This is a genomic window from Caballeronia sp. GAFFF2 (assembly GCF_023631485.1).
Taxonomy (GTDB): domain Bacteria; phylum Pseudomonadota; class Gammaproteobacteria; order Burkholderiales; family Burkholderiaceae; genus Caballeronia.
This window is the reverse complement of the sequence record NZ_JALQDA010000027.1, coordinates 179,166-198,503: the sequence shown is the minus strand read 5'-3', so window position 1 is coordinate 198,503 and position 19,338 is coordinate 179,166. Positions and strand designations below refer to the sequence as shown.

Genomic DNA, 19,338 nt, shown 5'->3' with positions numbered 1-19,338 from the left:
ATCAGGCAACGCGCACTCCCCGTGAGTGCGCTTTTCTCGCCTTGAACCGCCACGTTTCACCCGTGCCTGAAACATCGAGCGTGCGCCGCGTCTAGCATTGAGGGCATGAACTCGAACCTCGATCTCGATCCCAAAACGGCGCGCCTGAGCGCGCGTCAGGTGCTTATCGTTGCCGCCACCAGCGTCGGCTTCGTCGTCTCGCAACTCGATGTATCCATCGTCAATGTGGCGCTGGCGAGCATCGGTCACGACCTGCACGCGAACGTCGCGAGTCTGCAATGGACCATCGACAGCTACGCGCTCGCCTTTTCCGCGCTGATGCTTTCCGCCGGCTCGCTCGGCGATCGCATCGGCGCGCGGCGGCTTTTCGCGGGCGGGCTCGCCTTGTTCGCGCTGGCGTCGCTCGCCTGCGCGTTCTCGCGCGATGCCCCGCAGCTGATCGCGGCCCGCGCGCTGCAAGGAATCGGCGCGGCGGCGATGCTGCCCAATTCGCTCGCGCTGCTCAACGCAGCCTGCGGTCACGATCCGCGTTTGCGGGCGCGCGCGGTGGGTCTGTGGACGGCTGCGGGCTCGATTTCGATCGCGGCCGGGCCGATCGTCGGCGGTGTGCTGATCGCGGCGTTCGGCTGGCGCAGCATCTTCTGGGTCAACGTGCCGATCTGTGCGGCGGGCATAGCGGCGACGTTCGCGTGGGTCCGCGAAACACCCGCGCAACCTGGAACCGGTCGTGGCGCGCGCGGTATCGACCTGCCCGGTCAGGCGCTTGCCGTGATCGCGCTCACGGCGCTCGTCGGCGCGGTCATCGAGATGCGGCCGCTCGGACTCACGCATCCGCTCGTGCTCGGCGGGGTTGCGCTGGCGTTGCTGGCGGGCGCGTCGTTCGTCGTGATCGAAGGCCGCACACGTTCGCCGATGCTGCCGCTCGCGCTCTTCAAGGATCGCACCTTCAGCGCGGCGGTGGTGTTCGGTATCGGCGTGAATCTTACCTACTATGGGATGGTGTTCGTGCTGAGTCTGTACTTGCAGCGCGTGCTCGGACATACGCCCTTGCAGACCGGTCTCGCTTTTCTGCCGCTGACGGGCGGCTTTCTGCTGTCGAATCTGGCGAGCGGACCGGTCGTCGCGCGTTTCGGCTCGCGTGCGCCGATGATCGCCGGCGCGCTTATCGACGCCGCCGGTTTCGCGGCGCTCGTTTTCGTCGATGCCCACACGCCCGCGCTCGCGCTCATCGTGCCGTTCCTCCTGATTCCAACCGGCATGGGCGTCGCGGTTCCGGCAATGACCACCGCGCTTCTCGGCACGGTCGGTCAGGAGCGCGCGGGCACGGCGTCCGCAGTACTGAATACGGCGCGGCAGGCGGCGGGTGCAATCGGCGTGGCGGCATTCGGCGCGCTCGCGGGACATGGCGAAGGCGGCGCGGCAACGGCGCAGATCGTCGATGCGGTGCGCTGGTCGGCGGGCATATCCGTCGCGCTCCTAGTCTGCGCTTGCTTCAGCGGGTTTCTCGTGCGCGATGCGCGTGGCAATCGCCCGATGAGCGCGGCTCGGCAGGCGACGGAGTAGTGCGACGAGACTCGGGAACGCGCGTTGCAGACGCATGAGGGACGCCCGGCATCGACGAAACCGTGCCGGTCACACATGAACTGCATACTCTGGAGAACACCCCATCATGTCGACGATGCCCCGCTCACCCGAAGAGCCGATGGAACCGGACCCGGACAAGCTGCTCGACCCCGACGCGGCGCCGAATCCCGATGATCCGGACATGCCCGATGGCCCGGATTCAGCGACGCCACTGGTTCCCGCCGATCCGAGGAATGGGCAGCCGCGCCTTTGAACACGCGCGTTGTTCGAGCGGCGCTGCTTTCGTGAAACGGACCGCGCGGCTCCGCTGAATTCCGGCGCCGGTCGAGGTCACGCCTAACTGACCGCAGAGACGGCAGACCGAGTAAGCAGCGCGCTGTCTGGCTCGCACTATCTTCCAAACACAGAAAGCACAACGCCCGCGCGACCGAACATCCCCGCGCGGGCGTTGTTGCTGTCTAAACCAGAATTACAAATTCGTAGTTTGCACGGTACCCGTCTGCAGCGCGCGCTCGATCAAGCCTTCCTCCTGCGCCCGCTTCACGGCATCCGCGACGAACGTATCCGGCGCCTCGACTTCCGCTTTGATGACACCGATAATGCCGCCCGCCTCCACGATCACGAGCGATTCCGCCGAATCCGCCCGGCTGATGATGACGCGCCGGGGACCGCCGCCGTCCGCGATACTCGCGCAGAACTGCATGCTTTGCCCGCCGATTACTTGTTCGAATGTTTGAATCATCGCTGTCTTCCGCGTTGGTTGGACAAAAGCCATGGTTAGCCGCTTCGCTAAAACGCCGCGTGCTCATTCATTGATTCGCGCCGCGTCGTCAGGTTCAATTTTGTAAGCTGATGGCCGTGAGCGCAACGACATCTCCGCGAGCGCGGTAGCCGTAAATTCGTCGGCGGGAAAAAAGGCCTCGATTGCCAACTCGGATAGCGTGATGTCCACCGGCGTGCCGAATACCGTCGTCGTGCTCAGAAACGACAGTGTGCCGTGTGGCGTCAAAAGGCGCAGCGGCACGACCACGGGATCGAGTTCGGCACTCCTCGCCTTGCCGGCATGCGGCGGCGTTGGATACGCCTCGAGTTCCACGAGCAGCGCGGCGAGCGTGGCGTCTCCAGAAACCTCGATCTGCCGACGCACACGCGCCAGTAGATGCGAGCGCCATTCGTGCCAGTTCTCGATTGCGTGAGCCAAGCCTTGCGGATGCAGCGACAAGCGCAGCACGTTCACGGGCGGCGCGAGTAGCGACGCATCCGCCGCGAACGCAACCAGCGCCGCCACGGCGGCGTTGCCAGCGATCATCGTCCAGTGACGATCGACGGCCAACGCCGGATACGGCTCGTGTCCCTTGAGCACGAGTTCGACGGCACGGCGCGCGGCATCGAGTTGCGGATCGGCGAACGGGCGTTCGCGATATAGCGGCGCATAACCCGCCGCCATCAGAAGCGTATTGCGCTCGCGCAGCGGCACATCGAGTTGCTCGGCCAGGCGCATGAGCATCTCGCGGCTTGGCAACGATCGCCCTGATTCGATGAAGCTCAGATGACGCGTCGATACATCGGCGTCGCCAGCCAGGTCGAGCTGGCTCATGCGCCGTTTCTGGCGCCATTCACGCAACAGCGCGCCGACCGTCGCGGGCGGCGCAACACTCGATGCAACGAACGCAAAAGTCGAATTCATGCCGCCGATGTTAGTCGATTCGTCCATCCGCGATCCATTACCTCACGCGTAATGACCGGTCAAAGTTGCGTCGAATGCCGTCGTAACATTTACCTCGCAAACCATTGCGCAGAAATCTTTGCGCGCGTAACCCTAAATCTCGGGTGGTCCGCGCCGTTAAAAGCCATCAACAAGCCAATAAAGTTTCGCGTGCCGTGCGTGTCTCATGTCGAGCTCGCAGTGCTCGCGACGCCCTGACTTCTTGCGGAGAGATCATGTTTGTCATTATCGGTTGGGTAGTGGTCATCGGTTCGGTGATCGGGAGTTTTATCGGCGTCGGCGGGCATCTGGCGGCGCTGGTTCAGCCGTTCGAGTTGCTGTGTATTTTCGGGGCGGCAATCGGCGCGTTCGTCGTGTCCAATCCGACCGCAACGCTCAAGAAGACCTTGCAAGGTCTGCCGAAGGCCTTTAAGGGCGGCGCCTACACGAAAGAGAAATACCTTGCGCTGATCGCGCTGCTCTATGAGCTGCTGCAAAAGGCCCGCAAGGAAGGGATGATGGCGCTCGAAGCCGACGTCGATGCTCCCGAAGCCAGCCCCGTGTTCCAGAAGTACGAACACGTGATGAACGATCATCATCTGCTCGAATTCATCGTCGACTATCTGCGCATGATGTCCGCAGGCAACGTCAACGCGATGGAAATGCAGGACCTGATGGACGAAGAACTCGAAACGCATCACACCGAAAGCGCGATTGCCGGCAACGCAATTCAGAAGATGGCGGACGGCTTGCCGGCGTTCGGTATCGTCGCGGCGGTGATGGGCGTGGTGCACACCATGGGCTCGGTCGGCGCCGCGCCCGCCGTGCTCGGCGAGATGATCGCGGGTGCGCTCGTCGGAACCTTCCTCGGCATTCTGCTCGCATACGGTTTCTTCGGACCGCTCGCTGACTTGCTCAACGCAAAGGGCGCGGCCGAAGCCAAGCCGTTCCAGTGCGTGAAGTCCGTGTTGCTCGCGTCGATGAACGGCTACGCGCCGACCATCGCCGTCGAGTTCGGCCGCAAGGTGCTCTTCACGGCGGACCGTCCGAGTTTCAAGGAACTGGACGACGCCGTGCGCGCCACCAAGATGCCGAAGTCCGCTTAAAGCCGCTCGCGCTCATTACCGGAAAACACGTTCATGGCTGAGAAACCTTCACGCGATCCGCTGCAATCCGTGCTCGCGCCGACCATCATCGTGCGCCGCAAGAAGAAGGCGCACGGACACGGTCATCATGGCGGCGCATGGAAGATTGCTTACGCCGACTTCGTCACCGCGATGATGGCCTTCTTTCTCTTGATGTGGCTGCTGGGCTCCACGTCGAAGTACGACAAGGAAGGCATCGAGGATTACTTCAACACACCGCTTTCCGCGCTCTTCGGCAACGACGGCGGCGCATCCGCGCACACGAGCGTGATTCCGGGCGGCGGACGCGATCTGTCGAGCACGCGTCCCGGCGAAGGCAAGAAGAGCCAGACGCAGCCAGTGCCGCCGCAAATTGCGCGTGCCGCCGTCGCTGCGGACGACATGCAGCGCCTGCAGCAACTGAAGCAGAAGCTGCAAGCGCTGATCGAACAGACGCCCGCACTGAAAGCGTTCAAGGATCAGATTCGGATCGCGATCACGAGCGAAGGCTTGCGTATCGAGATTGTCGATTCGCTCAAGCGGCCCATGTTCGCGTCGGGCAGCTTCAAGCTCGAAAGCTACGTGACGACGATTCTCACGAATATCGGCGCGTCGTTGAATGACGTCGATAACCGCGTGTCTATCGCCGGTCACACGGACGCCGTGCCCTACTCCGGCAATCAGACGGGCTACTCGAACTGGGAGCTGTCGAGCGAGCGTGCCAACTCCGCGCGCCGGGCGCTGGTCAGCGGCGGCATGAAGGAAAGCAAGATTCTTCAGGTGCGCGGTCTCGCCGATGCACTGCCGCTCAATAAGGACGTTGCCGACGAACCGACCAACCGCCGTATCAGTATTCTCGTGCTGAACAAGGCTGCGGAACAGGCATTCTTCCGCGATGGCGGCCGCACGACGGTGGATCAGACCTTGCCTCCCGAAACCGCGATTCCGGCGGCCGTGGCGGCGAAATCGACCGCACCGGCAGCGGTGGTCAAGTAACCTCCAGCCTTCATCGACAGATGCGCCATGCACGAATCACGCGTGCATGGCGCTTTCTTTCATGCGCTCAGGAAAGCCAGTCGCTCACGGTCTGCACGACGAGCCACACATTCGCCACGCTGATCACGACGAACAAGAGCCACGCCAGCAGCTTCGTGGTCATGGCATTGGCGAACTCGCCCATCAGCGTCCGATCGCTCGTCATGCGAATGAGCGGCCACAATGCAAACGGCAATTGCAGGCTCAGCACGACCTGACTCGCGACCAGCAGCTTGCCGACCGCGCCGTTGCCCATCGCATACACGCCGATCAGCGCGGGCACGAGCGCGAGCGCACGCGTGATGAAACGCCGCTGATAGCACGGAATCTTCAAGTGCAGGAAGCCTTCCATGATGACTTGGCCTGCGATGGTGCCGGTAAACGTCGAGCTTTGTCCCGAAGCGAATAGCGTCACCGCGAAGAGAACCGCGGCCAGCCCGGTGCCGACGATAGGCGCCAGCAGCTTGTAGGCATCTTCGATCTCGGTGACTTGCGTATGCCCTGTCGCATGAAACGCCGATGCCGCGAGAATCAGAATTGCCGCATTGATGAGCAACGCAAGCACGAGCGCGACGATAGTGTCGATGCGCGACAAGCCGATGGCCGACGCCAGGCTCTTCTTATCGCGCTGAACCACGCGCGTTTGCACGATCGACGAATGCAGATAGAGGCTATGCGGCATCACGGTTGCGCCGAGAATGCCGATGGCGAGATACAGCGGCTCGCGCTGCGAGAAGAGGCTGATCGAAGGCACGAGACCTGCGGCGACCGAAGCCCAATGCGGCTTCACGAGCACGAGTTCGACAATATAACCAAGCCCGATGGTCGCAATCAAACCCAGCATGATGGCTTCGAGATCGCGAAAGTTCTTGCCCTTGAGACCGAGCACGATGAGCGTATCGAACGCGGTGAAGATCACGCCCCACATCAGCGAGCAGCCGAATAGCAAGTGAAACGCGAGCGCACCGCCGAGCACTTCGGCGAGATCGCACGCGATGATCGAGAGTTCGGCGAGCGCCCATTGCGCATGAGCGACGGGCTTTGCGTAGCGTTCGCGTGATAGCTGCGCGAGATCGCGTCCGGTGACAATGCCGAGGCGCATCGACAGACATTGCAGCACCATCGCCGCAAGGCTCGAAAGCACGACCACGAAAAGCAGGTCGTAGCCATAGCGCGATCCGGCTTCGATATCGGTGGCCCAATTGCCCGGGTCCATATAACCGATGGAGATGAGCAGCCCCGGCCCCGCGAACTGCAGCAGCTTTTTCCAGAACGACGCGCCAGGCGCGACGGCGACGGAGCCTTTGACTTCAGACGGACAGAATGGCGCGGTGGCCGTGGTCGGCAGCTTGAACGGCAATTGACGGTCCCGGTGTCGATGTTTGAACGAAAGATGTTCGAACGAAAGATGTTCGAACGAAAGCGAGCGTCACTGAAACGAACCATGCCTTTGTCTTACAGGACGCTCGAAGCTCGCGAGTCTATCATCGGGCGCTTGCCGCCACAGGCGAAAACGTTTGTGACAGCGCCCGCTTCAATCTGACCAAAGCGCCATTTGACCGCCAGCATCTCGTCACGGTGCCAGACATAGAATCGGTGCCGTGGCGGTGGTGGGTGTAACGAGCTTCATGACGCTCGAAACCACGAAACCGCACGCCGCGAATCGTCCTTAACTTTTCAGGGAGTTCGCCATGAAACTACTCGCTCGCATCGCTATCGTTACGTTGGCCGCAGCGCCACTTGCCGCCTTTGCTCAAAGCGAAGGACTCACCCGTGCACAGGTCAGACAGGATCTCGTCAAGGTCGAACAAGCCGGCTACAACCCGTCGGAGCGCGATGCGTTTTACCCGAACGATATTCAGGCTGCCGAACAGAAGGTCTCGAACCCGTCGTATGGCGCATCGTCGGAAGGCTCGTCCGCATCGGGACAACCGACCATGACGACCACGCCGCTCGGCCAGACTCCGCAATAACGTCATTCAACAGTCACGCCATTCCGAACGAGGCCAGCGCGGCTTCCGCTGAATTGAAGCGATCCCGCGCCGTCTCACTGCGGTACTCGCATTGCCTTTCGCGCGATGCATCGACGTACTTTCCGATTACGTTCACCTTCCATTGCGCGCTGCCGGCTTTCCTTTCGAGCGCCTAGTATTACGCACGCCTTTCATTTCACGCAAGATGACGAAATCGCCATTTTCGCGTCATTATCTCGTTGGTACGTTGGCACTACCATAGGGCACCGAAGGCGGCTCACCGACCCGGCTTCGAGACTCGTCCCGCGCGTGAAAGCACCTGCGTCCCTCCCTCGCTCTTCCGAACGCCTCAATGTGGATTGTCAACGTAGCGCTGAAGCGGCCTTATACGTTCATCGTAATGGCCATCATGATCCTGCTGGCCACGCCATTCGTCATTCTGACGACGCCGGTGGACGTACTTCCGGAGATCAACATTCCGGTTGTCAGCATCATCTGGACGTACACGGGCCTCTCGTCCGAGGACATGGCCAACCGCATCACGTCCGTGAACGAACGCAGTCTCACGACCACCGTCAACAACATCGAGCATATCGAGTCGCAGTCGTTGCCGGGTATCGCCATCATCAAGCTGTTTTTGCAGCCGACCGCGAACATTCAGACGGCGATCGCGCAGACGGTGGCCGTCGAACAGGCGCAGCTCAAGCAGATGCCGCCCGGCGCAACGCCGCCGCTCGTCATCAGTTATTCGGCGTCGAGCATTCCGGTGATCCAGCTTGGATTGTCGAGTCCTAAGGAGTCGGAGCAATCGCTCAACGATACGGCGCTCAACTTCCTGCGCCCACAGCTCGTGACCATTCCGGGCGCATCGGTGCCGTATCCGTATGGCGGGAAGTCGCGTCTCATCTCCATCGACCTCGATACGCGCGCGCTGCTCGCCAAAGGCTTGACGCCAACCGATGTGGTCAGCGCCGTCAACGCGCAGAACCTGATTCTGCCGACCGGCACGGCGAAGATCGGGCCGAAAGAATTCACCATCAACATGAACGGTTCACCGACCACCGTGGAAGGCCTCAACGACCTGCCCGTGCGAACCGTGAACGGCGCGACGACTTATCTGCGTGAAGTGGCGCACGTGCGCGATGGCTTCTCGCCGCAGACCAACGTCGTGCGTCAGGATGGCCGGCGCGGCGTGCTGATCTCGGTGCTGAAGAACGGCGATTCATCGACGCTCTCTATCGTCAACACGTTGAAGGGTCTCCTGCCGCAAGCGCGTTCGTCGTTGTCGGAAGACATCAAGATCACCGCGCTCTTCGATCAATCGGTGTTCGTGAAAGCCGCCGTGCAGGGCGTGGTGCGCGAAGCGCTGATCGCCGCCGCGCTCACGGCCGCCATGATCCTGCTCTTCCTCGGCAACTGGCGCAGCACCTGCATCATCGCGATCTCGATTCCGTTGTCCATTCTGTCGTCGTTGATCGTGCTGCATGCGCTCGGGCAAACCATCAACATCATGACGTTGGGCGGGCTCGCGCTCGCGGTGGGCATTCTCGTCGACGACGCCACCGTCACCATCGAGAACATCGAACGCCATCTGCACATGGGCACCGATCTGCACGAAGCGATTCTCGAAGGCGCGGGCGAAATTGCCGTGCCCGCGCTCGTCTCGACGCTGTGTATTTGTATTGTGTTCGTGCCGATGTTCTTCCTGACCGGCGTGGCGAAGTTCCTGTTCGTGCCGCTCGCGGAAGCCGTGGTGTTCGCCATGATCGCGTCGTACATTCTTTCTCGGACGCTCGTGCCGACGCTCGCCATGCTGCTGATGGGCCACGCGCATGCACCCGATGCCAAGAAGAAACCGAATCTCTTCATGCGGCTGCATCGCCGGTTCGATCACGGCTTCGAGCGCATGCGCGCCGCATACATCGTGATTCTGAGCAGCCTGCTCGTGAAGCGGCGGCTCTACGGTTCGCTCTTTCTCGGCTTCTGTCTCATCTCCACCGCGCTGGTGTTCGTGCTCGGCCAGGACTTCTTTCCCACGGTCGATGCCGGCGACATCCGCATGCACATGCGTGCGCCGACGGGCACGCGTATCGAGGAAACCGCGCGTCTCGCCGATGAAGTCGAGAAGGTCGTGCGTCAGGTCGTGCCCGCCGATGAGCTCGATACCATCCTCGACAATCTCGGCCTGCCCTATAGCGGTATCAATCTCTCGTACAGCAACTCGGGCACCATCGGTACGCTCGACGGCGAGATACAGGTCGCGTTAAAGGAAGATCACGCGCCGACCGAAAAATATATCGACGAACTGCGCGCGCTCTTGCCGCAGAAATTCCCCGGCGTGGAGTTCTTCTTTCAGCCCGCGGATATCGTCACGCAGATTCTGAACTTCGGCTTGCCCGCCGCCGTAGACGTGCAGATTCAAGGCCAAAATCAGCAAGCTAACTTTCAGGTCGCGGCCAAGCTGATGAAGCAGATCCGCATGATTCCCGGCAACGTGGATACGCACATCCAGCAAAAGCTCGACGAACCCGTCATCAACCTGACCATGGACCGCACGCGTCTGCAGCAGCTCAATCTCTCGGCAAGCAATGTCGCGCAGAACGTGCTCGTTTCACTATCGGGCAGTTCGCAAACGTCGCCGGGATTCTGGTTCAACCCGAAGAATGGCGTGGAATACAACCTCGCGGTACAGACGCCGCAGTATCAGGTTTCATCGGTCGACGAACTCTTGCGCACGCCTGTGTCTGCCTCGCTCACGGGACCGACGCAGTTGCTCGGCAACCTCGTGCGTGTCTCGCCGCAGAATCAGTTCGCGGAAGTCTCGCACTACAACATCCGTCCCGTGATCGATCTCTTCGTGAGCGTGGAAGGAAACGATCTCGGCAGCGTGGCGCGTCAGGTGAATCATCTCGTCGATGAAGCGCGCCGCACGCTTCCGCGCGGCACGCAGATCAACGTGCGTGGTCAGGTCGAGACCATGCGTACATCGTTCTTCGGGCTGGGCGTTGGCGTGGCCATGGCGATCGTGCTGGTGTATTTGCTTATCGTCGTCAACTTCCAGTCGTGGGTCGATCCGCTCATCATCGTGAGCGCGTTGCCGGCGGCGCTCGCGGGTATCGTCTGGATGCTGTTTCTCACCGGCACGCATCTGTCCGTGCCCGCACTCACGGGCGCGATCATGACGATGGGCGTCGCCACCGCCAACAGTATCTTAATGGTGTCGTTCGCGCGGCAACGTCTGACAGCGGGCGTGCCGCCGCTCGCCTCCGCGCTCGAAGCAGGCGCAAGCCGTATTCGCCCGGTGCTGATGACAGCCTTCGCGATGATCATCGGCATGATTCCAATGGCGCTCGGTCTCGGCGAAGGCGCCGAACAGAACGCGCCGCTCGGCCGTGCGGTGATCGGCGGCTTGCTGTTTGCCACGGTTTCCACGCTGTTCTTCGTGCCGCTCGTCTTCGCGGGTATTCACGCGCGCCTTGCTAAACGCGCGGAACGCAAAGGCCAGAAACCGCACGGCGAAGCGCAGTCCGACGACACGAACACGCAGCACTGAATTCAATCCAGGCACTCCGACGAACATGACTGAAAAGAACCACGCCTCGCTCGCGATTCCCGCGCGTGATCCGAATGAAGGACCCGCGCTGCCACCGCGCCATGTCGAATGGAAACGCGCGAAGATCGCGCTCGTGATCGTGCTTGCGCTGCTCGCGCTCGGCGCGGCGCGCACCGTGATCAGCGACATGATTCACAACCGCTCGGTCGTCACGCGCACGCAACAGAACGCCCAGCAATACGTCAACGTGGTCGCGCCGACGCAGACCGATGGCGGCGGCAACACGACCTTGCCGGGTACGCTGCGCGGCTTCGTCGAATCGCCGATTTATGCGCGCGCGACGGGTTATCTGCTGCACTGGTACGCGGATATCGGCACACGCGTGAAGCAAGGCCAGTTGCTCGCCGATCTCGATACCCCTGAAATCGATCAGGAGCTCGCGCAGGCGGTCGCGCAACGCGATCAGACAGCATCGAGCCTGGGCCTTGCGAAAAGCTCGCTGCAACGCTGGCAACAACTGCGTCAGCGCGATGCCGTCTCGCAGCAGGAACTCGACGAACGTCAGAGCACGTATAACCAGGACGTGGCCAATCTCGCCGCCGCGGACGCCAACGTGAAACGTCTGCGTCAGCTCGAATCGTTCAAGCGCATCGTCGCGCCGTTTGCAGGCGTGGTCACGCAGCGCAACGTCGATGTCGGCGATCTCATCGACGCGGGCAGTGGCGCGAGCCGCGCGCTCTTTGCGCTCGCGCAGTCGGACCCGCTGCGCGTGTTCGTGCAGTTGCCGCAGGCGTATGCGCAGAACGTGTCGGTCGGTCAGTCGGTGATCGTGATGCAGGCCGAGCTTCCCGGTCAGCAGTTCCACGGCAAGATCACGCATATCTCCGGCGCGATCGACGTGCCCACGCGTTCGCTGCAAGTCGAAGTCACGCTGCCCAACGCCGATCAGCGCCTCCGTCCCGGCGCCTATGTGCAGGTCGCGGTGCCAGCCGTCGTCCATGCACGCCTGCTCGTGCCGGGCAATGCGTTGCTCTTTCGTGCGGAAGGACCGCGCGTCGCGGTGGTCGACTCGAACGGCCATGTGCATCTGAACAAGATCGTGATCGCGCAGGATCTCGGGCAGTCGCTCGAAATCGAGAGCGGTATCGAGCCGACCGACAAGATCATCATCAATCCGAGCGATTCCATTGCGGACGGCGATCATGTCGTGGTCCAGCCGCAGAAGCAGCAGAATCAGCACGATCCGCAGACTCCGAATCAAAAGGCCGCGTCATGAGAGGCATCGTTGCCATCGGCATGTTGACGATGCTCGCGGCGTGCACCGTCGGCCCCGATTACAAGCGCCCCGTCGCCGAGACGCCGCCCGACTGGCAAACCGACTCGTACTGGCGAGTCGGCGAACCTTCGCACGCGCCGCTCGCGCTCGACTGGTGGACGGGCTATGACGACGCCACGCTGAACACGCTGGAGACGCAAGCACTCGCGCAGAATCAGACGCTCGCGGCCGCCGTCGCGCATTACGAACAGGCCCGCGCAACGCTCGCGCAAACCTCATCGCTCGCGCTGCCCGAGGTGGATCTCGGCGCGCAGGCCGACCGTCTGCGCGTATCGAAGAATCGTCCGGTCACGAGCTACAACACGCCGGTCATGAGCACGGTTCAGAACGACATCAAGCTCGCGCCTTCCGTGAGCTATGACCTCGATCTGTTCGGACGCATTCGCCGCGAAGTGGAAGGCGCACAGGCAACGGCGGAACAATCGCGCGACGACCTCGCCAACGCGCGGCTCGTTCTCACCACGGAACTCGCGAGCAGCTATTTCTCGATGCGCGAACTCGATGCCGAGATCGACGTGCTGAATCGCTCCGTGGGGCTGCAAAAGAAAGCGCTCGATTACGTGACCTCGCAGCACGATCTGGGCGCGGTATCCGGTCTCGACGTGCTGCAACAGCAGTCGCAACTCGACTCGACACGCGTGCAGGCGCAACTGCTGCTGAATCAGCGCGCGCAATACGAACACGCCATTGCGGCGCTCGTCGGCACGCCCGCGCCGCAGTTCTCCATCGCGGCGGACATCAAGGATCGTCCGGTGCCGTCGATACCGCTCGGCCTGCCGAGCGACGTGCTGCAACGCCGGCCGGATGTGGCATCGGCGGAGCGTTCGATGGCGTCGGCGAATGCGCAGATCGGCGTCGCCAAGGCTGCATTCTTTCCGAGCCTGACCTTGAACGGTAACGTCGGCTGGGAGAGCACGGCGTTCTCGAGTCTCATCTCCGCGCCAAGCCTCTTGTGGACCATCGGCACCATGGCGAGCCAGGTCGTGTTCGATGGCGGCCGGCGTTCCGCTGCCGTCGACTTCGCGAGCGAAGGCTACGTGGCGGCTGAGGCGAATTATCGTCAGACCGTTCTCGGCGCGTTCCAGCAGGTGCAGGACGGTATCGTCGGGTTATCGGTGCTGGATGGCGCGGCGAAGCAATCGCATGCAGCCGTGGTCGACTCGCAGCGTCTGCTTTCGCTTGCCAATGATCGATATTCGGGCGGCCTCGTCGCTTATCTCGACGTGATCACCGCACAGCAGCAATTGCTCACGAGCGAGCGCCAGGATGTGCAGATACGTGGCCAGCAACACACCACGTCTGTCGCGCTCGTCAAGGCGCTGGGCGGCGGATGGGACGTGCATGACGCGGCGCAGGAACAGGGTGCATCGAATCAGAGCGTCGAGGAATCATCGCGTTGAATGGCGGTTCGATGCAAGCATGTTAGACGTGAGGATCGTATAGTAATCACCTATAACAATAAGCAAGCGAGCGGTAAGCAAACCCCTTGAAGAGGCAGGCATGAAAGTCCTGATAGTGGAAGACGAACACAAGGTAGTCGATTACCTGCGCTCCGGACTGACCGAGCAAGGCTGGGTCGTCGATGTGGCGATGGACGGCGAGGAAGGCACGCATCTGGCCATCGAATACGATTACGACGTGGTCGTGCTCGATGTCATGCTGCCACGCCGCGATGGCTTCGCGGTGCTGAAGGCGCTGCGTCTGCAGAAGTCGACGCCGGTCATCATGCTCACGGCGCGCGATCATATCAATGACCGTGTGCGCGGTCTGCGCGAGGGCGCGGACGACTATCTCACCAAGCCTTTTTCGTTTCTCGAACTCGTCGAGCGACTGCACGCGCTCGCACGGCGCACGCGCGCGCAGGAATCCACGCTCATTTCCGTGGGCGATCTTTACGTCGATCTGATCGGCAGACGCGCCACGCGTGACGGCGTGCGCCTCGATCTCACCGCGAAGGAATTTCAGCTGCTGAGCGTGCTCGCGCGCCGTCATGGGGATATCCTGTCGAAGACGGCCATCACCGAACTCGTCTGGGAAGTAGATTTCGAAAGTCATACCAACGTGGTGGAAACCGCCATCAAGCGGCTGCGTGCCAAGCTCGACGGGCCGTTTCGCACCAAACTCCTGCATACCGTGCGCGGCATGGGCTACGTGCTCGAAGTGCGCGAAGCACGCGACACGCGGGAAACCAGGGAAGACGCGAGAACATCATGAACGTGCAGTGGGCCAAATCCGGCGACGGCGAACCGCGCTCGCAGCGATCCATTGCGCGGCGGCTTGCGGTCATGTTCGCGGTCGTCGCGTTGTTCGTGTTCGCGCTCGTAGGCACCGGGCTTTTTCTCGTGCTGCGTGTGCAGCTCGAACAGCATCTGCGCGACTCGCTCGACAATCGCGCGGAGATCGCACGGCTGATCGTCTCGCACGTATCGAACCCCGACAAGTGGAAGATGGCCAAGGAGAAGCTCGCGGACATCACGCCGCGTGACGGCTCCACGATGTTCGCCGTGGCCAGCAACGACGGCCTTTATAACTACGGCGCGCCGCCCTTGCGCGATCAGATCAAGCGCGTGCAGGACCATTACGGGCACTTCCAGCCCGAAGGCCGCGCGTATGAAATGCTCATGACTACGCTGACCATTCCGCCGTATATGGACCGTCCGCCGTTGCAGCTTTTCGTGGCCGTGGACTGTTCGCCGAACGTGCGGACCATGCGCGCCTTCGGGCTTGCGCTTGCCGCATTGACGGCGCTCGCCACGGTCGCCGTGTTGTTCCTAAGCTATTCGGTGGCGCGACTGGGCCTTGCGCCTTTGACGCGTCTGACACGCGACGCGCAGAACGTAAGCCCGAACAATCGCTCGCAGCGGCTCAACACGCGCTCGTTGCCCTTTGAACTCGAAGACCTCGCGAAGTCATTCAACGGCGCGCTAGAACGGCTCGATCACGCGTATGGACGGCTCGAATCGTTCAATGCGGATGTCGCGCACGAGTTGCGCACGCCCGTCACCATCCTCATCGGCCAGACGGAAGTGGCGCTCACGCGCGACCGGCCGATCGAAGAATTGCGTCATACGTTGCAGTCGAATCTCGAAGAGTTCGAGCGCGTGCGCGCGATCATCAACGACATGCTGTTCCTCGCGCGTGCCGATCAGGGCGAACGCGCAACGGGGCTCGTCGAAGTGTCGCTCGCGGCGGAAGTGAACCGCACGCTGGAGTTTCTGGAGATACCGCTCGAAGAAGCGCAAGTGCGCGCGACGGCAAGCGGCGATGCACGCGCCTTCGTCAACACGTCGCTATTCGGCCGCGCGCTTTCCAATCTCGTGATGAACGCCATTCAGCATTGCGCGCCGGGCGCGACTATCTCGGTCAACATCGCGCGCGAGCATGGGCGCGTGCGGATCGCGGTGGCTAATCCCGGCGAGCAGATCGCGCCGCCTGTCATGGAGCATCTGTTCGATCGTTTCTATCGCGCCGAAAGCTCGCGCACCAACAGCCGGGAGAATCACGGGCTGGGACTGGCTATCGTGAAGGCCGTGGCGGAAATGCATCGCGGCACGGTATCGGCGACGAGTGCCAAGGGCATCAACACATTCGCGTTCTCGGTGGCGCGATTCGGCAATGAGCATCGGCCCATGAGCGAAGGCGGAGCATCGGCCGGGGCGCCGTTATCCGCCGAGCATGCGCAGCAGGCGCGCATTGCGATGGGCCTTTCGGAACGGCATTCCACGGGCTGATTGTTCTCGCAGTGCTTTCCCTCGACGTCAAAAAAAAGGGTTGGCCCTTCCGATGTATCCACATCCGAGCCAACCCAAAAAGAAGAGACGGCTGTGAAGCACATCTCCATGCTCCAGAAACGCCACCTTGCCTGGTTGCCTCCGGAGTTCCAACGGTGTTACTGAGCTGTTTGCGACGTCGGTTTAGTCGCGGCAATGGCAATGGCAATGGCAATGGCTATTGCAATGGCGGCAAGCTTCGCTTCGTGTGCCGTGTAGCATGGAAGCGTCCGCAAGAAACTTATTCGCCATCCGAAATAACCGTGCCTTCGTTTCAATCCCTATAGCCATTCGACGATGCCCGCTGACGCTCATTTTTGTCGATGCGCCTGTGGGAAAGGACTGTAAGGAGATTTGCGAAAGGAATTGGCGGGCGAACCAACATATGCGCTGAAATCGAGCTGATTCATCAGATGTTTGGTTCGACAACGCTCACAGGGCGCTTATTGGAAGACGGCATGAAGTAAAAACGGGCGCCGAGGCGCCCGCTTCTTGCCGCAGCCGTCAATGACAAATCAAACCGTGCTCAACCGAGCCATCTCCGTTTCGACGATCAGCTTCTTCAACTCCGGCACGCACGATCCGCAGTTGCCGCCGGCCTTCACGCAAGCGGTGACCTCCGCGGCCGTCTTCAGACCCTTGTCCTGAATCGCCTTGCAGATCGTATTGCGCCCGACACCGAAGCACGAGCAGACTGTCGGTCCTGTGTCCTCGCCCTTGCCTATCGGCTGGCCGAGCAAAAGGCTCGCGCGGTCTTCATCGTCGAGACGCTCTTTATCGAAGAGACTCGCAAGCCAAGCGCGCGCAGGCAAGTCGGGGCGCTCGGAAACGAACACGCAACTCTCGATGCGATCGTTCACCACATGCGCCGCGCGATACACGCCCGCACTTTTGTCCTCGTATTCGATCCAGTCCGCATGCGGATCGTCGATGCGAAAAAGCGCGCGCGCCCAGTCGCGATGATCGTCATGCGCGGCATCGAAACGATTGCGTCCTGCCAGTTCATGGCGCACGAAACGCGCGCCGTGCACGCGCGTCCAGTGCGTGACGGAATCGAGCGCGGGCGCGCGTCGCGAAAGCGCAAAGCCGTGCCATGTCACGTGGAATTGCTCGATCGACACAGGCGTGTGCTTGAACTCGGGCTCGCCCGATACCGGATCGACGACCGGATTCACCACCGCGCCGACGCGCGCATCCGAGGCAACCTGATCGTTCCAGTGGATCGGCACGAACACGCTGCCGCGCGACATGCCGCCGCCGAATTGAACGCGCGCGATCATCGAACCCCAGCGGCTCGTCACGCGCGCGAGTTCTCCTTCGCGCACGCCGTATGCAAGCGCGTCTTGCGGATGCATGTCGATGAACGATTCGCTGATATGCCCGGCGAGCTTCGCCGAACGCCCGGTGCGCGTCATCGTGTGCCATTGGTCGCGCACGCGGCCCGTGTTGAGAATGAGCGGATAGTCGGCATCGGGCGCGTTGACCGGATCGCGCGGCGGCGTCGCGATGAAACGCGCGCGCCCATCGGCATGACTGAAGCGTCGTTCCTCGAAGAGTCGCGCGCTGCCGGTGTCGTCTTTCGAGCGCAGCGGCCATTGCACGGGTTCGAGCAGGTCGTAATCTTGCTCTCCGAGTTGCGTTAGTCCGCCGATATCGAATGCGCGATAAACGCCCGTCTCCGTGTCGTTGCGATACGCGCTCAAACGCGCGTGTTCATCGAAAATTTCATGCGGCGCCTGGAAGTCGAAGCCTGCAAAGCCCATGCGACGCGCGACATCGCACATGATCCGCCAGTCGGCGCGCGCTTCGCCCGGTGCCGGCAGAAACGCGCGCTGCCGCGAGATACGGCGCTCCGAGTTGGTCACGGTGCCGTCCTTCTCGCCCCAGCCGAGCGCGGGCAGCAACACATCGGCGCAAGCGTTGGTATCCGTACGCTCGATGATGTCCGAGCTCACCACCAGGTCGCACTTTGCAAGCGCGCGCTTCACGCGGTCGCCGTCCGGCAGACTCACGACCGGATTCGTGCCCATGATCCACACTGCTTTCACGCGGCCGGCTTCGATGGCGTCGAACAGATCGACGGCCTTCAATCCGGCGCGTTCGGGAATCGCAGGCGACGCCCAGAACGTCTGCACGATCTCGCGATGCAACGGGCTATCCAGTTCGAGATGCGCCGCCAGCGTGTTGGCAAGGCCGCCCACTTCGCGCCCGCCCATCGCGTTCGGTTGTCCCGTGAAGGAAAACGGTCCCATGCCTGGCTTGCCAATGCGTCCTGTCAACAGATGACAGTTGATGATGCTGTTGACTTTGTCCGTCCCCGCGCTCGATTGATTCACGCCTTGCGAATAAACCGTCACCACGCGTTCGGTGCGCGCAAAGAGCCGATAGAAGGTCATCAAGTCGTGCGCATCGAGCTTGCAGTCCTTCGCGGTCTGCGCGAGATCGGACGGTCCTGCTGCCGCGAGCGCGGCATCGAAGCCGTTGGTGTGTGCATCGACGAAAGCGGAATCGGATGCGCCATGCTCCGCCAGAAACGCGAACAGGCCGTTGAACAGCCGCACATCGCTGCCGGGCTTGAGCGGCAGATGCAGATCGGCCATCTCGCACGTTGCCGTGTGGCGCGGGTCGATCACGACGATCTTCACGTCCGGCCGCGCTTCCTTCATCTTCACGATGCGCTGAAACAGGATTGGATGACACCATGCCGTATTCGATCCGACGAGCACGATGGTATCGGCAAGTTCGAGGTCTTCGTAATTCAGCGGCACGAGGTCTTCGCCGAACGCGCGCTTGTGTCCCGCCACCGACGACGACATGCAAAGCCGCGAGTTCGTATCGATGTTCGCGCTGCCGATATAGCCCTTCATCAGCTTGTTGGCGACGTAATAGTCTTCCGTGAGCAATTGCCCCGATACGTAGAAGGCGACCGCATCCGGACCGTGACGTTCGACGATGCGAGCGAATCCGCTCGCCACGGTGCCGATGGCATCGCTCCAGGAGACATCGGCGAGCGCGCCGGTTTGACTGTCGCGCAGCTTCGGTTTGAGCAGACGTCCTTCGAGGCTCACCGTGTCGCCGAGTGCCGAGCCTTTCACGCACAAGCGGCCGAAGTTGGCCGGATGTGTTTCGTCGCCAGCAATCGCCACGTCGATAGCCGTGCGCGGTGTCGCCATTACGCCGCAACCCACGCCGCAATAAGGACACGTCGTGCGAACGGCAGCGGCCTGAACCGGAATGATGGGGATTCTCGCGTTCATA

Annotated in this window: 14 protein-coding genes; 10 read left to right on the top strand and 4 right to left on the bottom strand. The window is 61.9% G+C overall.

Annotation, left to right across the window (positions count from 1 at the left end):
* Positions 1 to 105 precede the first annotated feature (105 nt).
* Both NCT04_RS17290 and NCT04_RS17285 read left to right on the top strand, forming a co-directional pair.
* Complete coding sequence (locus NCT04_RS17290) at positions 106 to 1,563, top strand: MFS transporter (RefSeq protein ID WP_250466747.1); 1,458 nt, start codon at positions 106 to 108, stop codon at positions 1,561 to 1,563.
* Between the two features lie 106 nt (positions 1,564 to 1,669).
* Positions 1,670 to 1,837 (top strand): hypothetical protein, encoded by a 168-nt coding sequence (locus tag NCT04_RS17285; RefSeq protein WP_244828474.1) that lies wholly within the window; start codon positions 1,670 to 1,672, stop codon positions 1,835 to 1,837.
* A gap of 216 nt (positions 1,838 to 2,053) precedes the next feature.
* Here the strand turns inward: NCT04_RS17285 and NCT04_RS17280 are convergent, their stop codons facing one another.
* Both NCT04_RS17280 and NCT04_RS17275 read right to left on the bottom strand, forming a co-directional pair.
* A complete protein-coding gene (locus NCT04_RS17280) occupies positions 2,054 to 2,326 on the bottom strand; it encodes a hypothetical protein (RefSeq protein ID WP_250466746.1) in 273 nt (90 codons plus the stop codon).
* Between the two features lie 63 nt (positions 2,327 to 2,389).
* A complete protein-coding gene (locus tag NCT04_RS17275; protein ID WP_250467444.1) occupies positions 2,390 to 3,271 on the bottom strand; it encodes a helix-turn-helix domain-containing protein in 882 nt (293 codons plus the stop codon).
* Between the two features lie 254 nt (positions 3,272 to 3,525).
* On the opposite strand from NCT04_RS17275, the gene motA reads away from it, so the two are divergent.
* A complete protein-coding gene (gene motA, locus NCT04_RS17270; protein WP_244828477.1) occupies positions 3,526 to 4,395 on the top strand; it encodes a flagellar motor stator protein MotA in 870 nt (289 codons plus the stop codon).
* Between the two features lie 33 nt (positions 4,396 to 4,428).
* Entirely contained in the window at positions 4,429 to 5,409 is a 981-nt protein-coding gene (motB, locus tag NCT04_RS17265; RefSeq protein ID WP_244828478.1) for a flagellar motor protein MotB, read from the top strand.
* Positions 5,410 to 5,476: 67 nt separating this feature from the next.
* Here motB and NCT04_RS17260 read toward each other — a convergent pair whose 3' ends face one another.
* Entirely contained in the window at positions 5,477 to 6,808 is a 1,332-nt protein-coding gene (locus tag NCT04_RS17260; RefSeq protein ID WP_250466744.1) for an Nramp family divalent metal transporter, read from the bottom strand.
* Positions 6,809 to 7,139: 331 nt separating this feature from the next.
* Between NCT04_RS17260 and NCT04_RS17255 the strand changes: the two genes are divergently transcribed.
* The 6 genes from NCT04_RS17255 to NCT04_RS17230 all read left to right on the top strand — a co-directional run bounded on the left by NCT04_RS17255 (position 7,140) and on the right by NCT04_RS17230 (position 16,041).
* A complete protein-coding gene (locus NCT04_RS17255) occupies positions 7,140 to 7,421 on the top strand; it encodes a DUF4148 domain-containing protein (RefSeq protein ID WP_244828483.1) in 282 nt (93 codons plus the stop codon).
* A 352-nt stretch (positions 7,422 to 7,773) separates the two neighbouring features.
* Positions 7,774 to 10,974, top strand: coding sequence for an efflux RND transporter permease subunit (locus tag NCT04_RS17250; protein WP_250466742.1), 3,201 nt, complete (start codon positions 7,774 to 7,776; stop codon positions 10,972 to 10,974).
* 25 nt (positions 10,975 to 10,999) lie between these two features.
* Positions 11,000 to 12,250, top strand: coding sequence for an efflux RND transporter periplasmic adaptor subunit (locus tag NCT04_RS17245; protein ID WP_250466740.1), 1,251 nt, complete (start codon positions 11,000 to 11,002; stop codon positions 12,248 to 12,250).
* The gene (locus tag NCT04_RS17240; RefSeq protein WP_250466738.1) at positions 12,247 to 13,710 is read left to right on the top strand and encodes an efflux transporter outer membrane subunit; all 1,464 of its coding nucleotides are present in this window, start codon (positions 12,247 to 12,249) and stop codon (positions 13,708 to 13,710) included. Before NCT04_RS17245 ends, NCT04_RS17240 begins: the two co-directional genes overlap by 4 nt.
* A 100-nt stretch (positions 13,711 to 13,810) precedes the next feature.
* Positions 13,811 to 14,524 carry a heavy metal response regulator transcription factor gene (locus tag NCT04_RS17235; RefSeq protein ID WP_244828488.1) on the top strand — a complete coding sequence of 238 codons (714 nt, stop codon included), beginning with the start codon at positions 13,811 to 13,813 and terminating at the stop codon, positions 14,522 to 14,524.
* Positions 14,521 to 16,041, top strand: coding sequence for a heavy metal sensor histidine kinase (locus tag NCT04_RS17230; protein WP_250466737.1), 1,521 nt, complete (start codon positions 14,521 to 14,523; stop codon positions 16,039 to 16,041). Before NCT04_RS17235 ends, NCT04_RS17230 begins: the two co-directional genes overlap by 4 nt.
* A gap of 554 nt (positions 16,042 to 16,595) precedes the next feature.
* Here the strand turns inward: NCT04_RS17230 and NCT04_RS17225 are convergent.
* The gene (locus NCT04_RS17225; protein WP_250466735.1) at positions 16,596 to 19,337 is read right to left on the bottom strand and encodes a nitrate reductase; all 2,742 of its coding nucleotides are present in this window, start codon (positions 19,335 to 19,337) and stop codon (positions 16,596 to 16,598) included.
* Between the last annotated feature and the right edge of the window lies 1 nt (position 19,338).